At 73.9% G+C, this 21,208-nt stretch carries 21 protein-coding genes, 1 pseudogene and 1 riboswitch; of the genes and pseudogenes, 8 read left to right on the top strand and 14 right to left on the bottom strand.

The genetic code is table 11. The annotated features are described in order from the left end of the window. Nucleotides 1-24: 24 nt before the first annotated feature. The 4 genes from CBP52_RS04815 to CBP52_RS04800 all read right to left on the bottom strand — a co-directional run bounded on the left by CBP52_RS04815 (nt 25) and on the right by CBP52_RS04800 (nt 3,519). On the bottom strand, nt 25-339 hold the full coding sequence (locus tag CBP52_RS04815; protein WP_094180045.1) for a multidrug efflux SMR transporter: 315 nt from the start codon (nt 337-339) through the stop codon (nt 25-27). Between the two features lie 10 nt (nt 340-349). Beyond that, a riboswitch (guanidine-III (ykkC-III) riboswitch) is annotated at nt 350-414 on the bottom strand. A gap of 54 nt (nt 415-468) precedes the next feature. Next, on the bottom strand, nt 469-2,055 hold the full coding sequence (locus CBP52_RS04810; protein ID WP_094180044.1) for a triacylglycerol lipase: 1,587 nt from the start codon (nt 2,053-2,055) through the stop codon (nt 469-471). A gap of 79 nt (nt 2,056-2,134) precedes the next feature. Further along, complete coding sequence (locus CBP52_RS04805) at nt 2,135-2,929, bottom strand: universal stress protein (RefSeq protein ID WP_198303528.1); 795 nt, start codon at nt 2,927-2,929, stop codon at nt 2,135-2,137. A gap of 104 nt (nt 2,930-3,033) precedes the next feature. After that, nucleotides 3,034-3,519, bottom strand: a complete 486-nt coding sequence (locus CBP52_RS04800) for a YbaK/EbsC family protein (protein ID WP_094182162.1) — start codon at nt 3,517-3,519, stop codon at nt 3,034-3,036. Between the two features lie 129 nt (nt 3,520-3,648). Between CBP52_RS04800 and CBP52_RS04795 the strand changes: the two genes are divergently transcribed. Genes CBP52_RS04795 through CBP52_RS04785 form a run of 3 tightly spaced genes read left to right on the top strand, consistent with a single transcriptional unit; the run spans nt 3,649 to nt 5,176 of the window. Next, entirely contained in the window at nt 3,649-4,167 is a 519-nt protein-coding gene (locus tag CBP52_RS04795) for an RNA polymerase sigma factor (RefSeq protein WP_094182161.1), read from the top strand. Next, entirely contained in the window at nt 4,164-4,793 is a 630-nt protein-coding gene (locus tag CBP52_RS04790) for a methylated-DNA--[protein]-cysteine S-methyltransferase (protein WP_094180042.1), read from the top strand. Before CBP52_RS04795 ends, CBP52_RS04790 begins: the two co-directional genes overlap by 4 nt. A 32-nt stretch (nt 4,794-4,825) precedes the next feature. Next, nucleotides 4,826-5,176, top strand: a complete 351-nt coding sequence (locus CBP52_RS04785; protein ID WP_094180041.1) for a DUF2277 domain-containing protein — start codon at nt 4,826-4,828, stop codon at nt 5,174-5,176. A 31-nt stretch (nt 5,177-5,207) separates the two neighbouring features. Here CBP52_RS04785 and CBP52_RS04780 read toward each other — a convergent pair whose 3' ends face one another. Then, entirely contained in the window at nt 5,208-5,504 is a 297-nt protein-coding gene (locus CBP52_RS04780) for a hypothetical protein (protein ID WP_369826296.1), read from the bottom strand. After that, nucleotides 5,501-7,014 (bottom strand): annotated as a pseudogene (mqo, locus tag CBP52_RS04775) (malate dehydrogenase (quinone)). Before mqo ends, CBP52_RS04780 begins: the two are co-directional and overlap by 4 nt. A 171-nt stretch (nt 7,015-7,185) precedes the next feature. Between mqo and CBP52_RS04770 the strand changes: the two are divergent. Continuing rightward, complete coding sequence (locus tag CBP52_RS04770; RefSeq protein ID WP_094180038.1) at nt 7,186-7,392, top strand: hypothetical protein; 207 nt, start codon at nt 7,186-7,188, stop codon at nt 7,390-7,392. 73 nt (nt 7,393-7,465) lie between these two features. Here the strand turns inward: CBP52_RS04770 and CBP52_RS04765 are convergent, their stop codons facing one another. From CBP52_RS04765 to ligD (CBP52_RS04750), 4 genes are all read right to left on the bottom strand, one after another. Beyond that, nucleotides 7,466-8,647 carry an App1 family protein gene (locus CBP52_RS04765; protein WP_094180037.1) on the bottom strand — a complete coding sequence of 394 codons (1,182 nt, stop codon included), beginning with the start codon at nt 8,645-8,647 and terminating at the stop codon, nt 7,466-7,468. Continuing rightward, the gene (locus CBP52_RS04760) at nt 8,644-9,228 is read right to left on the bottom strand and encodes a Dps family protein (protein ID WP_094180036.1); all 585 of its coding nucleotides are present in this window, start codon (nt 9,226-9,228) and stop codon (nt 8,644-8,646) included. The genes CBP52_RS04765 and CBP52_RS04760 overlap by 4 nt, the downstream gene beginning before the upstream one ends. Nucleotides 9,229-9,407: 179 nt before the next feature. After that, a complete protein-coding gene (gene ligD / locus CBP52_RS04755; protein WP_094180035.1) occupies nt 9,408-10,313 on the bottom strand; it encodes a non-homologous end-joining DNA ligase in 906 nt (301 codons plus the stop codon). Next, the gene (gene ligD, locus CBP52_RS04750; RefSeq protein WP_094182160.1) at nt 10,310-11,233 is read right to left on the bottom strand and encodes a non-homologous end-joining DNA ligase; all 924 of its coding nucleotides are present in this window, start codon (nt 11,231-11,233) and stop codon (nt 10,310-10,312) included. Before ligD (CBP52_RS04750) ends, ligD (CBP52_RS04755) begins: the two co-directional genes overlap by 4 nt. A 207-nt stretch (nt 11,234-11,440) precedes the next feature. On the opposite strand from ligD (CBP52_RS04750), the gene CBP52_RS04745 reads away from it, so the two are divergent. From CBP52_RS04745 to CBP52_RS04735, 3 genes are all read left to right on the top strand, one after another. After that, complete coding sequence (locus tag CBP52_RS04745; RefSeq protein WP_094180034.1) at nt 11,441-12,364, top strand: Ku protein; 924 nt, start codon at nt 11,441-11,443, stop codon at nt 12,362-12,364. Further along, nucleotides 12,361-13,449: a PHP domain-containing protein gene (locus tag CBP52_RS04740; protein WP_304441734.1), complete on the top strand. Its 1,089-nt coding sequence runs from the start codon at nt 12,361-12,363 to the stop codon at nt 13,447-13,449. The genes CBP52_RS04745 and CBP52_RS04740 overlap by 4 nt, the downstream gene beginning before the upstream one ends. Nucleotides 13,450-13,563: 114 nt before the next feature. After that, nucleotides 13,564-13,845: an HU family DNA-binding protein gene (locus tag CBP52_RS04735; RefSeq protein ID WP_094180033.1), complete on the top strand. Its 282-nt coding sequence runs from the start codon at nt 13,564-13,566 to the stop codon at nt 13,843-13,845. Nucleotides 13,846-13,912: 67 nt separating this feature from the next. Here CBP52_RS04735 and CBP52_RS04730 read toward each other — a convergent pair whose 3' ends face one another. Continuing rightward, a complete protein-coding gene (locus CBP52_RS04730; protein ID WP_094182158.1) occupies nt 13,913-14,383 on the bottom strand; it encodes a DUF6328 family protein in 471 nt (156 codons plus the stop codon). Nucleotides 14,384-14,524: 141 nt separating this feature from the next. Between CBP52_RS04730 and CBP52_RS04725 the strand changes: the two genes are divergently transcribed. Beyond that, complete coding sequence (locus CBP52_RS04725; RefSeq protein ID WP_094180032.1) at nt 14,525-15,613, top strand: low specificity L-threonine aldolase; 1,089 nt, start codon at nt 14,525-14,527, stop codon at nt 15,611-15,613. A 154-nt stretch (nt 15,614-15,767) separates the two neighbouring features. Here the strand turns inward: CBP52_RS04725 and CBP52_RS04720 are convergent, their stop codons facing one another. From CBP52_RS04720 to CBP52_RS04710, 3 genes are all read right to left on the bottom strand, one after another. Continuing rightward, nucleotides 15,768-17,564 carry a cellulase family glycosylhydrolase gene (locus CBP52_RS04720; RefSeq protein WP_094180031.1) on the bottom strand — a complete coding sequence of 599 codons (1,797 nt, stop codon included), beginning with the start codon at nt 17,562-17,564 and terminating at the stop codon, nt 15,768-15,770. Between the two features lie 117 nt (nt 17,565-17,681). After that, a complete protein-coding gene (locus CBP52_RS04715) occupies nt 17,682-19,799 on the bottom strand; it encodes a glycoside hydrolase family 6 protein (protein WP_094182157.1) in 2,118 nt (705 codons plus the stop codon). A gap of 253 nt (nt 19,800-20,052) precedes the next feature. After that, entirely contained in the window at nt 20,053-21,042 is a 990-nt protein-coding gene (locus CBP52_RS04710; RefSeq protein WP_232514659.1) for a LacI family DNA-binding transcriptional regulator, read from the bottom strand. Nucleotides 21,043-21,208: the final 166 nt, after the last annotated feature.

The raw sequence follows: 21,208 nt of genomic DNA, 5'->3' as shown, positions 1-21,208 counted from the left end.
CAGCGGGGGCTGCCGGCGGGGATGTCAGTGGACGAGCTTGAGCCCGACCACGCACGCGACGATGCCCAGCACGAGGAGCAGCCGGACGGCACTGACGGGCTCGGCGCCGCTGAGCATGGCCCAGCCCACCGTCAACGAGGCACCGATGCCGACCCACACGGCGTACGCCGTGTCGACTGGCAGCGTGCGCATCGCGTAGCCGAGCCCCAGCATGCTCGCGGTCAGCGCGACCACGAAGACGACCGTCGGGACGAGACGGTGCAGGCCCTGCGAGCGGCCGAGGGCGGTGGCCCAGACGGCTTCGAGGGCTCCGGACAGGACGAGGACGAACCATGCCATGGCGAGCTCCGACGTGCCGTCTTGTCGCTGTCCGGGTACGGCACCCTCGTCCGGGAGCCCGGCGGCGGGCTCTGCACCCAGGCTCTCACACGGCGTGCCCGCGCGACCGTCGCCCGCCGGTCAGGTCGGTCACACGCGCCCCGCACGGTCGAGCGTGGCACGGCCCTGCACCTGGATCGTCACGGCCGCGCCGGCCCCGAGCAGCGGGCGGGCGGCCTCGGGCACCCCGACGCAGGCACGCCACACACCCGGGGCGTCCTCCTCGTCCGTCAGCGGGAGCGTCGCCCCCGGGTCGGGCTTCCAGTCCCGCAGCGCGCCCTCGACCCGTGACCCCCACTCGGCCCAGGCGCGCGGCTGTGCGTCCTGCGAGATCTCGATGTCGACCACGAGGACGTCGGACCAGTCCTCGGCCTGCTCGAGGTGGTCGAGGAACGACAGCAGCCCCCCGGACTTGCGCAGCGACAGCAGCCGCAGCCGCAGCACGTGCCGCATGGTCGTGGACGGCGCCCCCGTCCGGGGGTCCTGCGGGCGGCTCGCCTTCGACCACAGGTACGTGCGCACGAGCGGGACCGGTCGCGCCACGTCGTCCGTGGTCCTCGGACGCTCGATCTGGATGGGGCACAGGTGCGCGGCGCTCTGCTCGTGCAGCACCACGGGCAGGCCGCGGATCGACATCTGGCTCTCGAGCTGCCAGACGGTGTCGTCGTCCCGCGTCCCGGGCAGCCGCAGCCCGGTGAGGTCGGCCGTGACCTCCAGGTCGCCGAACAGGAACCGGCGCAGGTTCTGGTAGCCCTCCTCGGAGTTGACGATCCCGTAGCGCCCCGAGTGGCTGCGGTGGACGAAGGCACGGGGCGCCTTGTCGATGTAGGCGTTGTCGATCTGCACCAGACCGTCGCTGCGCGGGCCCACCGCGCGCGCCGAGAGCCCGAGCGCGACGTCGTAGTCGGAGGCGTTCGTCCCGACGAGGCAGAAGAACCGCTCGCGCGGGAAGCTCCCGTCGGGCAGGACGGTCGCGTCGAACCCGCCCTCCGGTTCCGTGGCGCTCGCCGGGGTCAGGTACTCGCGCATGCGGCGCGGCCCGAAGATGTCGGCTCCCTGCACGCCGAGCGTGTCCCGCAGCTTCTCGAGGAGCCCGAAGCCGACGTCGAACTCGATCCCGCCGTGCGGCGTCGCGTACGTGAAGACCCGGTCCACCAGGTCCGACGCGACCAGCGGCCGCCCGTCCGGCCCGAGGGCGTCCGGGATCACGCGCTGCAGCATCCCGCGCACGACGAGCCCGCCCATCGAGTGCGCCACCAGGAAGACCCGTGGCGCGCCCGTCCGGCGCCGCACGAGCTGCACCATCTCGAACAGCTTCTGGGACGCGGACTCGATACTGAACGCGGGTGCGTCCGTCACGAGCTCCGTCGAGTAGTCGTCGTAGAAGCGGTGCACCCAGATCGTCGCGGCGGGCACGTCGCCGTCGCCCCTGGTCTGCAGGTAGGTCGCCTGGTTCCCCTCGACGAGCAGCTGGTACTCGTGGTCGATCATGAGCCGCAGCAGGGGGCTCTCGAACTGGTGGAACTGCGGACGCGCCGAGTCGACGACACGGACCTGCACGGATCCCTCGTTGAACCCGTAGAACGGGTCGGCGACCGCGTCGTTGATGCCGCCGCGGCCCCCCGCGAACCCTCGGACGTAGATGACGGGCAGCCGCCCGTCGCCCGTGTACGACATGGCAGGCCTCCTCGCCCTCCGCCCGCGGCGGTCGTCGGGGAGGAACCGGTGACGTGCGCTCAGATACCGCGGCGGGGCGTCACGGCGTCTCGTCGCGCACGACGAGCACGGGGCACGATGCGAGGCGGGCCACGCGCCTGCCGACGAGCCGTCGCCAGCCGCGTACCTGACGGCTGCCGACGACGAGGAGCCCGGCCGTGCGGGACGCCTCGACGAGCGCGCGCACCGGGTCACCGTCGGACAGGAACGAGCGCACCGGCAGGTCCGGGTAGGTCTCCGCGAGGTCCGCGGCGACGTCGAGCGCGGTGCGACGGCCCGCGTCGTCGTCGTGCGGGCGCCGGGCGTGCAGCACGTGCAGCGGCACGCCGCGGTGGCGCGCCTCGCGCGCCGCGAGCCCGGCCGCGAACCACGACCCGGGCGTCTCGTCGACGCCGACGACCACGGGTCCGGACGTCACGAGGTCCTCACGCACGATCGCGACGGGGCAGCGGGCGCGCCAGGACAGCGCCGTGCCGACCGTCAGCGTCGCCGGCGGTGCGCCGCGCCGTCCGGTGACGAGCAGCTGCGCGTCGCGCGTGTACTCGGTGAGCGCGGGGACGGTCGACCCGTGCAGCAGGACGGCCGTGACGTCGAGGTCGGGGTGCGCTCGCGCGACCCTCGTGCACACCTGGCGCAGCTCGCCCACGAGGGCGTCGTCGTCCGCCGGGACGGCCGGGGCGCCGGCCCATGTCCAGGGACCCACCGCGGGCGCGGCGACGTGCGCGACGACGAGCCGTGCCCGACGCTGCACCGCAGCCTCGATGCCCCAGCGCAGCGTCCGCACGCTGCGTTCCGTCCCGTCGACGGCGACGACCACCGGTCCGTCGATCCGCATCCCGATCACCTCGCTGACCCTGGGTGACGACGCTGCCAGCATCGCCCCTCGAGGGCGCCAGGAGGTGGCACGAAGGTCCCGGCGCGCCCGTGACGCGCGTCGCGTCAGCTCGTGACGGGGTGCACCGAGCCGCCCGTGAGCCGCACGAGCTCGTCGAACGTCGTCGGGAAGACCGTGTGGGGCGTGCCACCCGCGGCCCACACGCGCGCGTACTCGGCGAGCGACTCGTCGACGACCGTCTCGAGCGGCGTCGGGTGCCCGACGGGCGCGACGCCGCCGATCGCCTGGCCCGTCGCGAGCCGCACCTGCTCGGGCGTGGCGCGCTCGAGCGTCGTGCGGCCGAGCCGGCGGGCGAGCGCGGTCGTGTCGACGCGGTGCCGGCCGCTGGTCATGACGAGCAACGGCGTGCCGTCCGCCCAGAACACGAGGCTGTTGGCGATCTGCCCGACCTGGCAGCCGAGCGCGGCCGCCGCCTCCGCCGCGGTCCGCGCGGAGTCGGGCAGCTCGACCACCTCCCCCTCGACACCGGCGTCCGCGAGGGCCTGGGCGACGATCAGGGACCGGGCCGGCAACGAGTTCGTCGTGGTCACGGTCACATCCTGCCGCAGGTCAGGGGGTGCCCCGCGCACGCGTGCCCGCGCCTGCGTGCCGCGCCCCGGCGCGCGGTCCACGCACGGACCTCACGCCGCGACGGGCTGCGACGTCTGCACACTGTGACCATGCCCGGACCGTTCGAGGAGGTCGTGCGCGCGCACGGTGCCACCGTGCTGCGCGTGTGCCGGGCGGTCGTCGGACCGCACGACGCGCAGGACGCGTGGGCCGAGACGTTCCTCGCGGCGCTGCGAGCCTGGCCCACGCTCGAGCCCGGGACGAACGTCGAGGCGTGGCTCGTGACGATCGCACGCCGCAGGTCGATCGACGTGTGGCGCGCGACCCGGCGGCGTGCGGTACCCGTCGGTGACCTGCCGGACGCGCCCGCGAGCGACCGGCACCGCGACCTCGACCTGTGGGGCGCGCTCGCGACGCTCCCCGACAAGCAGCGGCACGCGGTCACGCTGCACCACCTCGCCGGTCTGCCGTACGCCGAGGTCGCCGCCGAGCTCGGCGGGAGCGTCGAGGCCGCACGGCGGGCGGCGGCCGACGGCGTCGCGGCCCTGCGTCGCACGGCGCCGCGGTGGTGGCACGACGAGCAGGACGGCGACCGCGCCGCCCTCCCGCAGACAGGAGACCGGTCATGAGCACCGTCGACGACGAGACCGCGCGCCTGCTGGCGGCCGTGCCGGAACCGGGGGAGCGGGCGATCGCCGACCTGCACGCGCGGCTCGTCGCACGCGCGCAGGACGCGGGTTTGCTCGACGTCGCGTACCGGACGCTCGACGCCCCGGTCGGCACCCTGCTGCTCGCGGCCACCCCGGTCGGGCTGGTCCGCGTCGCGTTCGCGGTGCAGGACCACGACGCCGTGCTGGCCGACCTCGCGGCGCGCGTCAGCCCGCGCGTGCTGGCGGCGCCCCGCAGGCTCGACGACGTCGCACGTCAGCTCGACGAGTACTTCTCGGGCGCCCGCCACCGGTTCGATCTGCCGGTCGACCTGCGCCTCGCGACCGGGTTCCGGCGTGCGGTCGTCGAGCACCTCCCGACGATCGGCTACGGGCGCACGGCCAGCTACGCCCAGGTCGCGTCCGCGGCCGGGCGCCCCCGCGCCGTGCGGGCCGTGGGGACCGCGTGCGCGCTCAACCCGGTGCCGCTCGTCGTGCCGTGCCACCGCGTGGTCCGCTCCGACGGGTCCCCGGGCCGGTACGCCGGTGGTGACGCCGCGAAGGCGGCGCTGCTCGAGCTCGAGCGCCCCGGCGGGGACGCGTCCTGACAGGCCCGCGGGCCGCGGCGTAGCGTCGGCACATGTGCCGGAACATCACGACCCTGCGCGGCCTCGAGCCGCCCGCGACCGACGACGAGATCGAGGCCGCCGCCGTGCAGTACGTGCGCAAGGTCACGGGGGTGCGCACACCGTCGGCCGCGACGCGTGAACCGTTCGAGGCGGCCGTGCGGGCGGTGGCGGCGGCGACCGCCGCGATCCTCGCGGAGCTGCCCGAGCGCCGCACCCCGCCACCGACGGTCCCGCCGCTGCGCCGGCCGCAGGTGCAGGCGCGCATCGCGGAGCGGATGGCGGCCCGGGAGGCGCACGAGCGCGCGCACGAGCTCGGGCTGCCGCACGACCACGACGACGGGCTCGTCGTCGTGCGCGACTGACCTGTCGCGCAGGGTCGTCGGGCGCGCGGGGTCAGACCTGCGCGTCGACGCCCGGGACCGGCCACGGCACGAGCCGGGGAATGCCCACGGGCGCGACGGCGGCGAGCGCGAGGAAGCGCGCCTCGGCACGGTGCAGGCGGATGTGCTCGTCGAGCGACCACGTCGGGCCGTTCGTGAGCTCCATGCCGCACGCGCACGCGATCGTCACGCGGCCGTCGGCCTCCGTGCGCACGAGTCCGACCGTCGTGTGGTCCGTGAACGCCTGCGCCTTCGCGCGGCGCATCTGGGCGCTGACGGCCTCGGGGGCTGAGGGTTCGTCCGGGGTCACGCTGAATGATCGGACGAGAACGCCTCGTCGACCAAGCGGTCCAGCTCGAACGACTCGTCCCAGGTGCCGCCGCCGAGGCTCGGCATCATCTCCCGCAGGGCCGGCTGCCACGCCTCGACCCGCTCCGGGAAGCAGCGTTCGAGCAGCGTGACCATCGTCGCGACCGCGGTCGAGGCGCCCGGCGAGGCGCCCAGCAGGCCCGCGATCGAGCCGTCGGCGGACGTGACGAGCTCGGTGCCGAACTCGAGGACGCCGCCGCCCTTGCCCTTCTTGATGACCTGGACGCGCTGGCCCGCGGTGATGAGCTCCCAGTCGGACGCGCGCGCCGTCGGCACGAACCTGCGCAGCGCGGCGAAGCGTGCCTCGCGCGACGCCGTGACCTCGCTGATGAGGTACTTCAGCAGGTCGAGGTTCTGCAGCCCGACGGCGAGCATCGGGACGAGGTTCCCCGGGCGGATGGACCGCACGAGGTCGAGCCACGAGCCGTGCTTGAGGAACTTCATGCTCCAGCCCGCGTACGGGCCGAACATGACCGCGGTCTCGCCCTCGACGACGCGCGTGTCGAGGTGCGGCACGGACATCGGGGGAGCGCCGATCTCGGCCCGGCCGTACACCTTGGCGTGGTGCTGGGCGACGACCGCGGGGTTCGTCGTGCGCAGGAACTGGCCGCTGATCGGGAAGCCCGCGTAGCCCTTGATCTCGGGGATCCCCGACTTCTGCAGCAGGCCGAGCGCACCGCCGCCCGCGCCGATGAACACGAACCGCGCGGTGACGACGCGCGCACGCCGGTGGCCGTTCCAGCGACGGTCGCGCAGCGTCACGCGCCACGTCCCGTCCGCGCGGCGGCGCAGGCGCGTCACCTCGGACTCGAGGTGCAGGGATGCGCCGCGGCGGACCGTGTCGTCGATCATCGAGCGGGTCAGGGCGCCGAAGTCCACGTCCGTGCCGGCGGTGGCACGCGTCGCGGCGACCGGCTCGTCGGGGTCGCGGTCGGCCATCAGGAGGGGAGCCCACCGGCGGATCTGCTCCGGGTCCGTCGAGAACTCGAGGTCGGAGAACAGTGGGTGGCTGCTCAGCGCCGCGTGGCGGCGACGCAGGTAGTCGACGCCCTCTGCGCCGCGGACGAACGTCATGTGCGGCGTGGCGGAGACGAAGCCGGAGCCACCGGGCAGGCGGTCCTTGCCGGCGAGGTAGTGCCACAGCTCGCGCGAGAGCTCGAACTGCTCGTTGATCGTCACGGCCTTCGTGATGTCGACCGAGCCGTCCGGGCGCTGCGGGGTGTAGTTGAGCTCGCACAGCGCCGCGTGGCCGGTGCCCGCGTTGTTCCACGGGTTGGAGCTCTCCTGCGCGACGGCGTCCCGTCGCTCGTGGATCTCGATCCGCCAGGACGGCTCGAGCGTGCTCAGGAGGCTCGCGAGCGTCGCGCTCATGATCCCCCACCGACGAGCAGGACGTCCAGGTCCGTGTCGGTGCGGGGCTCAGTTCCGGGGGCGGTGTTCCGGGAAGGCACGAGCCGATCGTAAGTTGACGTCGAGATTCTTCACCGCGAGGCACCTGTGATCTTCCCGACATGTGACCTTGGTCTCTGGCGGGGCCGTGAGCAGCGCGGATGCCAGGTGCAGGTCGTCTTTCGCGTGGCCGAACGGGTGCGCGATCGCCGCCGACCGGGTAGAACGATGGCATGCCGCGCGATCACGACCTCGTCTCGAACCCGGCCGCCGAGCGCATCGCCGAGCGGACCCCCGACGACGCGGTGCTCGCCGCCGCGGACGCGCGGTCCGGGGGAGACCCGAGCCGGGCGCCCCGGTCGCTGCGGGCCACCGAGCTGGTCCCCGACGACGAGCCCGTGTCGAGCAACGACGAGTGGGACGACCCCGACCGCCTCTGAGCCCGCCCGCGCAGCCGGTCCCAGCGGCGTCCGTCCGGCGGTCGCCGCGTGCGCTACTTCAGTGCCCGGTGCGCTACTCCAGCGTGATCTGGGCCTGCTGCACCGCGCGCAGCAGCTCATAGCCGTCGGCACCCTGCAGCACGGGGATCCCGTCGCGCGACGCCTGGTCCTCCGCACGCACCGAGCCCGACGCGGGGACGGGCAGGCCGTGCGCGAGCACGTGCTCCGCGAACGTCAGCTGGCGCAGCAGGATCGCGCGCACCCGCTCGGGACGCTCCTGCGCGGCGTGCGCGTAGATCTGCGGGTCGTGCTGGCCGTCGTCGCCGATCAGCACCCACGACACCTGCGGCAGCTCCTGGGTGAGCCGCCGCAGCTGCGACAGCTTGTGCTCGCGGCCGCTGCGGAACCAGCCCGTGTTCGTCGGACCCCAGTCGGTCAGCAGCATGGGGCCGGGCGGGAACCCGAACCGGCGCAGGAAGCGGCCGATCGCGGGCGCGGCGTTCCACGCCCCGGTGGACAGGTACACCACGGGCATGTCCCGGCCCGCGAGGAGCCGCGCGTAGAGGCCGGCCATGCCGGGGACGGGCTCGCGGGCGTTCTCGTGCCGGACGAGCGTGTTCCAGGCCGCGACGAAGATGCGGGGGAGACGGGTGACGAGGACCGTGTCGTCGATGTCGCTCACGATGCCCGACCGCACGTCCGGACCGATCACGTGCACCGGCGCGGTCGCACGCGCGCCGTCCGCCGCGCGCAGCTCCACGTCGTGCCAACCGGGCGCGAGGTCGCTCGCCAGCCGCACGTCCAGGTAGCCGCCGCGGTCGGTCTCGACCCGGTGCACGCGGTCACCGACGCGCACCTCGACCCACGCGCCGGCGACCTGCGCTGTCGCGAACGACCGCCAGCCGCGCACCGCCGCCGCGGGACGCGCACCCGCCTGGGCCGCGGCACCCGCACCCGGCAGGTCCTGCTCGTGCACGACGGGCGCGGCCAGCAGCGTGCGGGCGAACACGCGCACCCAGCCCGGCGCGCCGTACCCGGCGTACGGCTCGATCCGCAGCGTCCAGCCGCGGCGCGCCAGCACCGCCGCGACGCGGCGGTCGAACGCGTCCTCGAGCCGTGCCGCGAGGTGCAGCCGCGCGTCGGGGTGCGCAGAGCACGGCCGCGACGTCCCGGGGCGGACCGCGCGCAGGTCGTCGCCGCGCTGGTCGTCGCCCCGGGCGCCGGGCCGGGCTCCGGGGGTCGTGCGTGGGCTCACCTGGCCGCCGACGCCTTGCGTGCCGCACCCGAGGCCGCGCGCGCGGCCTCCTTCTCGGTGCTCGCGCCCGCCGTGCTCAGCGCGCCGCCCGAGGACTCCAGGTGCGCCCGGACGAACCAGTGGAACAGCTCCAGCTCGTGCAGGTGGCCGACCAGCAGGTCGTTGGTCACGGTGTCGAGCTCCTCGGTGTCGGCGGCGGCCTTGCGGTGCGCGGTGATCACCCCGACGTAGACCTCGTCGAGCGCGCCCAGGTGCTCCGTGGTCGACGCGCGGCCGATGCTGTAGTCGTCCCACGTGCGGTTCTTCACGAGCGCACCCGGGGTTCCCACCGGTGCGACGCCGAGCGTAGCGATCCTCTCGGCGACCGCGTCCACCATCGCGCGCACGGCGTCCACCTGGGGGTCGATCATCTCGTGCACCGCGATGAAGTGCGGCCCCACGACGTTCCAGTGGATGTGCTTGAGCGTGAGCGCCAGGTCGTTCAGCGCGTCCAGCCGCTCCTGGAGGATCGCCGCGACCGCCGCGCCGTCCTGCGGGGTCAGCGAGGGGACGGTGTACTTCGGCAGGTCCTTGCGCGCCATGTCAGGCTCCTCGTCTCGTGGTCGCGGGCCGTGCGGTCAGGCCCGGGACTCCACGCTGCCGCACGTCGCGACACCTCGCCATCGCAGACGGCCCCGACCGGCGCGCCGGTCCGGGACGCGCCGGGGCAGGCGCCCGGCGGGGGTGCCCCGGGCGTCTGCCCATGCAGGTCACCCGCGCGTCAGGGCGGCGACGGCCGTCCCGCACCGTCCACGAACGGGTCGCCGCGCTCCGCGAGCCGCTGCGCGACGTCGGTGGGAGCGAGCTGGGTGAGCCCCGGGACCACCTCGTCCCACCAGCGGGGCGCGGCGACGCGCGGCTCGTGCCGGCCGCGCAGCGAGTACGGCGTGATGGTCGTCTTCGCGGGGTGGTTCTGGGACCAGTCGAGCAGGACCTTGCCGCCGCGCAGGTCCTTGCGCATGACGGCCACGACGAGCTGCGGGTGCTCGCGCGCGAGCTCGTGCGCCAGGTCCCGCGCGTACTGGCGCACCTGGACCGCGGGGCGGCGCCGGGGCAACGGCGCGTACAGCTGCATGCCCTTGCTGCCCGAGGTGACGGGCACGGTCGTCGTCAGGTCGTCCTTGGCGAGTCGCTGCGCGACGAGGTGCGCCACCTGCGTGCACTCGTCGAGCCCCGCGCCCTCGCCGGGGTCGAGGTCGACGACGAGCCGGTCCGCACCGCGCACCTTCCCGCCGCGGGTGACCGACCACTGCGGGGTGTGCAGCTCGAGCGCGCCCGCGTTGGTCGCCCACACCAGCCCCGCGAGGTCGTCGAGGAACGGCAGGTCGAGCTCGGTGCCCTCGTCGTCGTTGCCCGGCGCGGCCGGCAGCACGCGGTGGCGCAGCCACGGCGGCGCGCCGCGCGGCACGTTCTTCTCGAAGAACGGCTGCCCGTCGACCCCGTCCGGGAACCGGATGCGCGTGACGGGCCGGTCCTCGAGCTGGCGCAGCAGCGCGGGAGCGACCCGCACGACGTAGTCGATCAGCTCGGCCTTGGTCGTGCCCGTCGACGGGTACAGCACCTTGTCCAGGTGCGAGACGCGCACCTGCGTGCCGCCCACGTCGAACGTCTGGCGCTCGGGGGTCATGCCGCCTCCCAGGGGTCGGGGACCGTGTCGTCGCGCACCCCGAGCACGACCGGCTGGCGCAGCCGGCCCTGCGGGGTGCGGGTCAGGTAGCGCACCTGCACGACGAGCGTCGGGGCGCACCAGTGCGTGCCGCGTGCGTCGACCCGTGGCACCTCGTCGTCGAACGGGCTCGTGGCCGCGGCGAGCGGCACGACCTCGTCGTGCAGACGTCGCGCGAGGGCGCCCGTCAGGCCGCTGCCCGCCCGCCCGAGGTACCGCAGCGCCCCCGTCGCGTCGCGCGCGCCGAGCAGCAGCGCGCCCAGGCGACCGGACCCGCTCGTCTCGTCGCGCCAGCCGCCGACGAGCGCGGCGACGTGGTGCCGGTGGGCGGCCTTGACCCAGTCGGGCGAGCGGGCGCCCGGACGGTACGGCGACGCGCGGCGCTTGGCGACGACGCCCTCCAGACCGTGCGCGGCGGTGACCGACCAGAGCTCGTCGCCGTCGGTGTAGACGGGCGACAGCGCCACGCGCTCGGGCAGCACGAGCGCCTCGAGCGCCGCCCTCCGCTCGTCGTACGGGCGGGTCGCGAGGTCCACGCCCGCGACCCGCAACGCGTCGAACACGAGGTACGTCACGGGCCGGACCCGGGCGAGCTCGGCCGCGCGACGCGGGTCGCGCACGTGCATCCGCTCGGCGATCGCGGGGAACGACGGGATGCCCGCGTCCATCGCGACCACCTCGCCGTCGAGCACCGTGTCCGGCAGCTCCGCGAGCCCCGCGAGCTCCGGGTACGCGGCCGTCACCTCGCGCTCCGCGCGGCTCCACAGCCGCAGCACCGGGCCCGTGGTGTCCGCGATCGCGCGCACGCCGTCCCACTTGACCTCGAACGCCCAACCGGGACCGCGCGGCAGACCGCCCGAGGTCGCGGGGGTGGCCAGCATGGGGAGCACGGGTCCATCCTGCCCAGGACGGGGTCGGCGGGCGCGGGGGAGCGCGCGGCCGCACCCCGACGGGTGCACGTCGCGCGTCGCCACGAGCGCGGACGGCACGCCCCTGGCAGGCTGGAGCCCCAGGTCGGGGCAGGCGTGGGACACGACAGGCGAGCAGCGACGAGCCCCGGCAGCGGGCACGAGTGACGGAGGCGCACGATGCGGGCGATCTGGAAGGGCGCGGTCGCGTTCGGACTCGTCAACGTCCCGGTCCGGCTGTACGCCGCGACCGGTGAGCACGAGGTCACGCTGCACCAGGTGCACGCCGCCGACGGCGGGCGCATCCGCTACCGCAAGGTGTGCAGCGTCGACGGCGAGCCGGTGACGATGGACGAGATCTCCAAGGGCTACGAGACCGCGGACGGCGAGCTCGTCGTGCTGACCGACGAGGACTTCGCGCGTCTGCCGCTCGCCACCGAGCGGGAGATCGAGGTGCTCGAGTTCGTCCCCGCCGAGCAGGTCGACCCGATCCTGCTCGGCAAGACGTACTACCTGGAGCCCGACAAGACCGCCGCGAAGCCGTACGCGCTGCTGCGCGGCGCGCTCGAGGAGGCGGACCGGATGGCCGTCGTCAAGGTCGCGCTGCGGCAGCGCGAGACCATGGCCGTGCTGCGCGTGCGCGGCAAGGTCATCTGCCTGCAGACGCTCCTGTGGCCCGACGAGGTGCGGGCCGCCGACTTCCCCGTGCTCGACGCGGACGTCACGGTCAAGCCCGCCGAGCTCGCCATGGCCCAGTCGCTCGTGGACTCGCTCGCCTCGGACTTCGACCCCTCGCAGTTCGAGGACCGGTACGAGGCGGCGCTCACCCAGCTCATCGAGGCGAAGGTCTCCTCGGGCGACACGCGCTCCCTGCCCCAGCCCGCCGCGCCCGAGGGCGGCGAGGGCGGCGAGGTCGTCGACCTGCTCGCCGCGCTGCAGCGCAGCGTCGAGAAGGCCCGCTCCGCGCGCGGCGAGACGCCCACCGACGACGGCGACGACGCGGCACCCGCCAAGCGCGCCACGAAGCCGCGCACGCGCAAGAAGCCCGCCGACGACGACGCGCCCGAGCCGACGCGCAAGAAGGCCAAGGCCAAGGCCTCGTGACGCCGGCGACACCGGTGACCCCGGACGCCGACGACGCGGCGCGCCGCGACCGCGCCGTCGCCACCCTGCGACGCGTCGCGTTCCTGCTCGAGCGCGCGCAGGCGACGTCCTACCGCAGCGAGGCGTTCCGCTCCGCCGCGAGCGTCGTCGAGCAGCAGGCGCCGGGGCGCCTCGCCACGCTCGTCGCGGCCGGGGGGCTCACCGACCTGCCGTCGGTCGGGGCCCGCACCGCGGGCGTCGTCGAGCTCGCCTGGCGCGGCAAGGAGGTCACCTACCTCACGGAGCTCGAGCGCGAGCTCACGGAGTCGGTCACCGCCGCACTCGACTCCGCCGGCGAGCACGCCGCGGCCGCCCGGACGCTGCGCGACGCGATCCGCGGCGACCTGCACGCGCACTCGGAGGCGAGCGACGGCGGCGCCTCCATCCAGGAGATGGTGCTCGCCGCCCTCGAGCTCGGCCACGAGTACCAGGCGATCACCGACCACTCGCCGCGGCTCACGGTCGCCAACGGGCTGTCCGCCGCGCGCCTGCGTGCCCAGCTCGACCAGGTCGCCGCCCTGAACCGGGCGGTGACGCCGTTCCGCGTGCTGTCCGGCATCGAGGTCGACATCCTCGACGACGGCACGCTCGACCAGGACCCCGACCTGCTCGCCGAGCTCGACGTCGTCGTCGCGTCCGTGCACTCCAAGCTGCGCATGGACCGCGCGGCCATGACGCGCCGCATGATCGCGGCGGTCCGCGACCCCGCGACCGACGTGCTCGGGCACTGCACGGGGCGCCGCCTGCTGGGCCGCGAGCGCCCCCAGAGCGAGTTCGACGCGCGTGCCGTGTTCGACGCGTGCGCCGAGCACGGCGTCGCCGTCGAGATCAACTGCCGCCCCGACCGGCTCGACCCGCCGCACGACCTGCTCGCGCTCGCGGTCGAGGCGGGCTGCGACTTCGCGATCGACACCGACGCGCACGCGCCGGGCCAGCTCGACTGGCAGCTGACCGGCTGTCTGCGTGCCGCGCAGCACGGCATCGACACCTCCCGCGTGGTCACCACCTGGCCCGTCGAGGAGCTGCTCGCCCGCACCCACGCGTGACGAAGATCGCACGCCACGACGTCCGGCGTGCGCGAAGGGACCTGCGCGCCGGGCTAGGGTCGCCTGCGGCCGCCGAGTCCGCCGGCCGTAGGACAAGACAGGAGTCGAACTCACGTGAGCCTCAACCGCACCGAGCTCGTGCAGGCCGTCGCCGGCAAGGCGGGCCTGACCGCGACCGACACCGACAAGGTGCTGCGCGCGTTCCAGGACGTCGTCGTCGAGCAGCTCGCCGCCGGCGAGACCGTCTCGATCCCCGGCTTCCTGGCGATCGGGAGCGCCGAGCGCGCCGCGCGCACGGGCATCAACCCCCAGACCGGCGAGAAGCTCGACATCCCCGCCGGCCACCGCGTGAAGCTGACCGCGGGCAGCACGCTCAAGCGCGCCGTCCAGGGCTGACCGAGCCCCCTCGAAGGCCCGGCACCCCGAGCAGGGGGCCGGGCCTTCGTCCTGCCCGCGGCGGGCGTCAGCTGCGGTCGGGCACCGCGGCCGCGTCCGCGTCCTCCCGGGCGACGTTGCGCCGCCTGAGGACCTGCGGGAGCACCCACCAGCAGAGCGCGAGCACGACGAGCGCCACGGCACCGACGACCACGCCCGCGACGCGGTCGAGCACCACGTCGAACACGAACGACGCGCTGCCGGCGATCGCGAGCGCCAGGACCGCGAGACCGAGCCGGGCGAGCACGTTGCCCGCGTCGACGATCTCCTCCTTCATGCGTTTGCGGAACAGCACCCGGTGCAGGCTCACCGGCGCGACGATGAGCGCGGTCGCGAGGATCGCGAGCACCACGAGGACCAGGTACAGGTCCTGCTGGTAGGCGTCCAGGTCCGCGAAGCGCTGCTGGAACGGGATCGTGAGCAGGAAGCCCGTGAGGATCTGCGCGCCCGTCTGCGTGACTCGCAGCTCCTGCAGGAGCTCGTCCCAGTTGCGGTCCATGCGCTCGGTGAACGTCTCGTCGCGGTCCGTGTGGCGCACCAGCCCTCCTCGTGGTCGGGCTGGATCATCCCGCACGACGCGCCCACGCGCGCGGCGAGGAGGGCCCACCGACCACGGCGTGCGGCGAGGGAGACTGGAGCCGTGACTGCGCACCCCACGACGGACCCGACCTCGAGCACCGACCCCGCGCCGGCGCACGACCCCGCACGCCGCGACTTCGCGTCCGACAACTACGCGGGCGCGCACCCGGAGGTGATGGCCGCGCTCGTCGCCGCGAACGGCGGGCACGAGACCTCCTACGGCGCGGACGCGTGGACCGCGCGGCTCCAGGACGTCGTGCGGGAGCACCTCGGCCCGCAGGCCGAGACGTTCCCGGTGTTCAACGGCACGGGCGCGAACGTCCTGAGCCTGCAGGCGGTCCTGCCGCCGTGGGGCGCGGTGGTGTGCTCCGGTGACGCGCACATCCACACCGACGAGAACGGCGCGCCCGAGCGCGTCGCCGGGATCAAGCTGCTGCCGGTGCCGACACCCGACGGCAAGCTCACGCCCGAGCTCGTCGACCGCGAGGCGTGGGGGTTCGGCGACGAGCACCGCGCGCAGCCCGGCGTCGTGTCCCTGACCCAGTCGACCGAGGTCGGGACCGTCTACACGCCCGACGAGATCCGCGCGGTCGCCGACCACGCGCACGCGCTCGGGCTCGCGGTGCACGTCGACGGCGCGCGCCTCGCGAACGCGGCCGCGGCGCTCGGGGTCCCGTTGCGGGCGCTCACCACCGACGCGGGCGTCGACGTCGTGTCGCTCGGTGGCACCAAGAACGGCACGCTCTTCGCGGAGGCCGTCGTGGTGCTCGACCCGGCCGTCGCGACCGGCCTGCCGTACCTGCGCAAGATGGACATGCAGCTCGCCTCGAAGATGCGCTTCCTGTCCGCCCAGCTCGTCGCGCTCTACGAGGGCGACCTGTGGCTGCGTTCCGCCGCGCACGCCAACGCGATGGCGGCCCGGCTCGCCGCCGGCCTGCAGGACGCAGGGGTGGAGCTGCTGCACCCCGCCCAGGCGAACGGCGTGTTCGCGCGACTCACGCCTGCCGTGGCCGACGACCTGCGCCGACGCTGGCGGTTCTACGACTGGGCGCACGGCACGGTGCGCCTCATGTGCGCGTTCGACACGACCGAGCAGGACGTGGACGACCTGCTCGACGCGACGCGCGCCGCGCTCGCCGCGCACCGCTGAGCCGACCGCGGTCCGACGAACGTGCGCATGCTCGTCGGACCGCGGACGTCGGTCCCGCCCCGCGGTCGTCGGCTCCGCGGGGCGGGACGGTGGACGGCGCCGGTGGCGGGGGAGCCGTCTCCTCCCACCACCGGCGCCCGATCGTGGCCGCCGGTCAGGCGGTCGTGCAGGCCGCGCCGTTGAGCGTGAACGCGCTCGGTGCGGTCGTCGAGCCGGTGTGGGTGCCGTTGAACCCGACCTCGACCGTCCCGCCCGCGGCGAGCGTGCCGTTCCAGGTGGCGTTCGTCACCGTCACGGTCTGGCCGGACTGCGACCAGGTCCCGCTCCAGCCCTGCTCGAGCTTCTGCCCGGCCGGGAGGGTGAACTGCAGCGACCAGCCGGACAGCGCGCTGGTCCCGGTGTTCTTGACCTTGACCCCGACCGACATCCCGGTGCTCCACGCGTTGGCCTGGTAGGTCACCGTGCACGAGCCCGTGGGCACCGTCGTCGGGTCGTCCGTCGGATCCTGCGTCGGGTCGTCCGTGGGGTCCTGCGTCGGGTCGTCCGTCGGGTCCTGCGTGGGGTCGTCCGTCGGGTCCTGAGTCGGGTCGTCGGTGGGGTCGGGCCGGTCGCCGACCTCGCTGAGCGACTTGCCGGTCGTGCTGCTCGGGCCGCCCAGCTTCACCTGGTGGTCGAGTCCGACGAACTTGCCGCCGTCCTGCCACAGGCCGGGCTTGAGGAGCTCGTACTTGGCCGAGTCCCAGGTCTTCCAGTCGTCCAGCAGCAGGCCGCCCGTGTCACCCGAGTTGGGGTTGAGCGACCAGAACGTGTGCGAGATGCGGCGCTCGATCATGAGGTCGCGCAGCGCGGTCATCCAGCGGTCCTGCCGCTCGTCCTGGCCGACCCGGCCGCCCCACTCACCGACGAGCAGCGGCGCGATGTTCTTCTTGTGGATGAACAGCCAGTTGGGGTCCCAGACGTCCGCCTCGAGCGTCGCCTTGGTGAACGGCTTCTGGAACCAGTCCTGCTCGAAGACCAGTGGCCCGTAGTCGTGCGGGGAGTACACGAGCTGGTCCTGGTTGGCGCCCAGGTCGACCGGGTGGTCGGTGACGCCGCGCAGGTTGCCGCCCCACCACGTGCCGTAGAACTCCTTGTTGTTGGTCGACGTCCAGGACACGCCCGGCTTGGGGTACACCTCGATGCCCTCGCACAGGATGAGGACGTTCGGGTTGATCGCGAGGATCTTGCGCCCGGTCACCTGGCACAGGTTCTTGAAGTTGTCCTGGTCGGTGGAGGAGTCCCACTTCGCGCGCGGGGACGAGTTCGCGGTGCCGTGCGGCTCGTTCTTGATGTCCATCGCGACGAGCGTGTCGTTGTTCTTGTAGCGGGCGGTGACCCACTCCCACGCGGAGTAGAAGTCGTCCACGGTCACCGTGCCCTTCCACCACACCGGGTGGAAGTGGCCGGCGTTGTCCGCCTCGGCGCTGTGCACGTCGAGCATGACCTTGAGGCCGTACTTCTCCGAGAGCGCGAGGAAGCGGTCGAACACCTCGAGTGACGTCTTCCCCACGAGCTCGGGGTTCACGTAGGTGTTCACGCCCGAGGAGACCGCTGCCTTGCCGGCCTTCCACTCGAGCAGCAGCTGGGTCGAGATCGGCACACGGACGATGTTGATGCCGTGCTCCGCCATGGAGCGCGTGACGTCCTCGAGGTTGACGGCCCACAGGCCGTGGAAGACGCGCTCGGTGGCGTTGAAGCCGAACCAGTTGGCGCCGGTGAGCCAGACCTCCTTGCCGGACTCGTCGACGATCTTGTTGCCCTGCGTGTGCAGCCAGTCGCTGGTGGGAGCGGCTGCCACCGGGCTCGCGGCGGCGACCGCCAGGGGAGCGGCGAGCGCCGCGACGGCGGCGATGCCGGCGACCACGCGCGCACGCAACGTGCGGCGACGGGTCACGGAAACGGGAGCGGACACGGTTCTCCTCGTCGAGGCGTGAGGTGGGGGCGTTCGGTGGTGTCCCCGCCGTCGGCGGGCGACGGCGGGGACGAGCCGCGGGCGGCCGTGCCGGAGCACGACCGCCCGCGGGTCAGGTCACGAGCAGGTGGCGCCGTTGAGCGTGAAGCCCGTCGGAGCGTTGTTCGTGCCGTTGTGCGCACCGTTGAAGCCGATGTCGGTGGTCTGGCCGGGGGCCAGCGAGCCGTTCCACGCGGCGTTCTTGGCGGTCACGGTCGAGCCGGACTGGCTCCAGTCGGCGCTCCAGCCCTGCTGGAGCGTCTGGCCGTTGGCGTACTGGAACGTCAGCGTCCAGCCGTTCAGCGCGGTCGTGCCGGTGTTGGTGACCCGGATCGACGCGGTGAAGCCGGAGTTCCAGCTCGACGCGTTGTACACGACCTTGCACGAGCCGGTCGTGGTGGTCGACTTCGTGGTGACCGACAGCGCGGAGGACGGCTGCGAGACGTTGCCCGCCGCGTCCTTGGCCCGCACCGTGTACGAGTACGCGGTCGCGGCGGTCAGGCCGGTGTCCGAGTACGTCGTGCCGGTCGAGGAGCCGACCTTGGTGCCACCGCGGTAGACGTCGTAGCCCGTCACGCCGACGTTGTCGGTCGAGGCGGTCCAGGACAGCGCCACCGAGGTCTCCGTGACCGTGCCCGCCGTCACGCCGCTGGGCGCCGTCGGCGCCTGCGTGTCGACCGGGTCCTGCGTCGGGTCGTCGGTCGGGTCGTCCGTGGGGTCGTCCGTCGGGTCGTCGGTCGGGTCGTCCGTGGGCTCGTCGGTCGGGTCGGGGCCCGGGTCGTCGGAGCCGGAGATGGCCGGGTAGGCGTTCTTCACGAGCGTGACGAACTGGTCCTCGAACCACTGGCCGGCCAGCGGCGCGTTGGGCGTGGCGCCCGTGAGCTGGTTCGACAGCTTCGGCGAGACGAAGGTCGGGTCGCACATGCGGTCGAATCGCTTGCCCTGGTCGTTCGGGATGTCCGTCGAGGCACCGTCGGACTCACCCGGGGGCTTGATCCAGACGAACGCGTCGAGGTGCGACGCGGTGTAGCCGGACGGCGACGCCTTCGGGAGCTCGCCGATGCCCGCGCCGAGCGGGTTGCACCACGCGCCGCGGTGCACGCGACGGTCGACGCGCGACTCGTTGACGTAGGTGTCGACGTTGGTGCTGGTCGAGACCTTCGTCGGACGGTTCGGGCCGCCCCAGCCGTTGCGCGACGTGTCGATGAGCATGCCGAGGCTCGTCGGGAAGCCCTCGGCGACGAGCAGCCGGTGCATGTGCGCCGTGAAGTCGACCTCGTCGAAGTCGTTGTTCCACTCGTAGAACTTGCTCGAGCGGATCGGGTTGCCACCGAGCGAGAGCGTCGGGTCGGTGAGGAACGGCTCCTCGAGCGGCGTGGTGTTCGCGACGTCGGAGACGAAGCCGTCGATCGACGCGAAACCGGCGACGGTCGACTTGGCGACCTCGGCGAAGAGCTTCGCCGCGGGGCCGGCGTTCGAGTCCCAGCCGAGCCAGCCCGAGTGGCCGATGTCGATGTAGTTGTAGACGTTGCCCAGCGCGTACAGCTTGTCCAGCGCGTACTTCACGCCCTGGCGGTAGTACGGCGCCGCCTGCTGGCACGCAGACTCGCTGATGTTGGTGACGAGGTTCGGCAGCGAGTCCGGCTCGATCGTCGCGGCGATGCGCAGGTTCGAGTACTCGGGCTTGCCGAGCAGCGCGACGATCGGGTCGATGTACTCGCTCTGGTACCGCGCCAGGCCCGCGTCCGTGGCGGGCAGCTCGCCGTTCGAGGCGAGCGCGTAGCAGTCACGCCCCGGCAGGTTGTAGATGACCAGGTTGAAGACCAGCGGCTTGCCCGCGGCCTTCTGCTGCTGCACCGCGTTGTCGAGGTGGAACTTCAGGCCCTTGCCGTCGGCGTTGCCGGTGATCGCGCTGATGCGGTCCATCCAGACCGCCGTCGGCTGCTTGGCGACGGTCTGCATCTTCGCCGCGAGCGACGCGTCGCTCTGCTTGGCCGCCGACGCGCGCACCGAGCTCGCCCACGTCGGGTTCACGTACTGGACGGCCCCGGCGTAGGGGTTGTCGACCCGGGCCTCGGCAGCCGAGGCCGGCGACAGGAACGACAGGGTGAGGGGAACTGCGACGAGTGCGGCCGTCGTGGCTGCGCCGACGGTACGACGGCGCCGCCTGGCGACGCTGGGTCCGTGTCGGGACACGTGGTCCTCCGTGTGGTCGAACGGCACTCCCGCGCGACAGTGCGCGGGCGAGGGTCGCCGGGGTCGTCGGTGACCAGGACTCAACCCACCACGCGTGCGTTCTCCGGGGGAGGCCCTAATCGATTCGCCGATACGGGACGCCTCCGGAAGCGGTTCCGTGACACGGTTCAGCGGGGTCCGTCACGGTTCGTCCCGCGTCCGTGGACCACCCGAGGAGCGCGCCGAGGACCCCGGCCACCCCGCGGGGCGGCGCTCAGTGTGCGTGGGGAGCCGTGCTCCCACGCACCGCGAGGGCGCCCACCGCGAGCGGGACGCGCGTCGGCTCGCCGTCGCCACCGGCGTCCAGCGTCCCTGTCACCGCCGCCGCGAGCGCGGCACCCAGGTCGTGCGCGAGCGCGGGCAGGCTCGTGAGCGCGGGCGTCGCCAGGCGGCACAGGACGCTGTCCGCACCCGCCACGACCGACACGTCCCACGGCACGACGAGGCCCGTGCGACGTGCCACGTCCAGCCCCGCGAGCGCCATGACGTCGCTCGCCAGCACCACCGCCGTCGGCCGCACCGACTGCGTGAGCAGCCGTCGGGTCGCGCCCGCCGCACCCTCGACGCTGCCGTCCGTCACCACGACGTCCACGGACACGTCACCGTCGCCGAGACCCTCGCGCATGCCCCGCTCGCACGCGGCCGTGCGCAGCCGGTCCGCGGGGTCCGCCACGAGCGCCACCCGGGCGTGCCCGAGGCCCCGCAGGTAGCGGGCGACACGCGCATACGCCTCCTCGTCGTCCACCTCGACGGCCGCGAGACCGGGCGCGACGCCGACGGGTCCGATGGCCACGGGCCGCAGCCCCGCCTCGGTCGCGGCGCGCAGGCGCACGTCGTCGGAGCGCACCTCGGGGACGACGACGACCTCGCACCGCCGCTCCGCACCCCACCGGCGGTACAGCTCCGCCGCCGCGGCCACGTCGGGGACCACCCGCAGGTCCACCCCGAGCCCGCGGTCGTGCAGCGCGCGCTGCAGCACCGCGACGACGTCGAGCACGGGCGCGCCGTGCAACGTCTCGCCGGCGACGACCGCGAGGCCCACGGCCTGGGCGCCCGCACGCATGGAGCGCGCGGCGGGGTTGGGGCGCCAGCCGAGCTCGTCGGCCACGCGCAGCACGCGTTCCCTAGTCGCCACGGAGACGCCGCGTCGGTCGTTGAGGGCGTACGACACGACCGCCGTCGACACGCCCGCGGCGCGAGCCACGTCGGCGATGGTCGGTCGTCGTCCTGATCTGGGGGCTGCCGGAGTTGCCACGATCACCTAGTCTGTCGCCCGATGCGGACGAATGGCATCATCTCGGCTCCGACGATGTGGACGGGGTGACCGGTGACGGCAGCGACACCAGCGCGGCGGGGGACCCTCCCCGGGC

The sequence above is a fragment of the Cellulomonas sp. PSBB021 genome (assembly GCF_002240455.1).
In the GTDB taxonomy this organism is placed as follows: Bacteria; Actinomycetota; Actinomycetes; order Actinomycetales; family Cellulomonadaceae; genus Cellulomonas; species Cellulomonas uda.
This window is presented reverse-complemented; position numbering and strand designations above follow the sequence as displayed.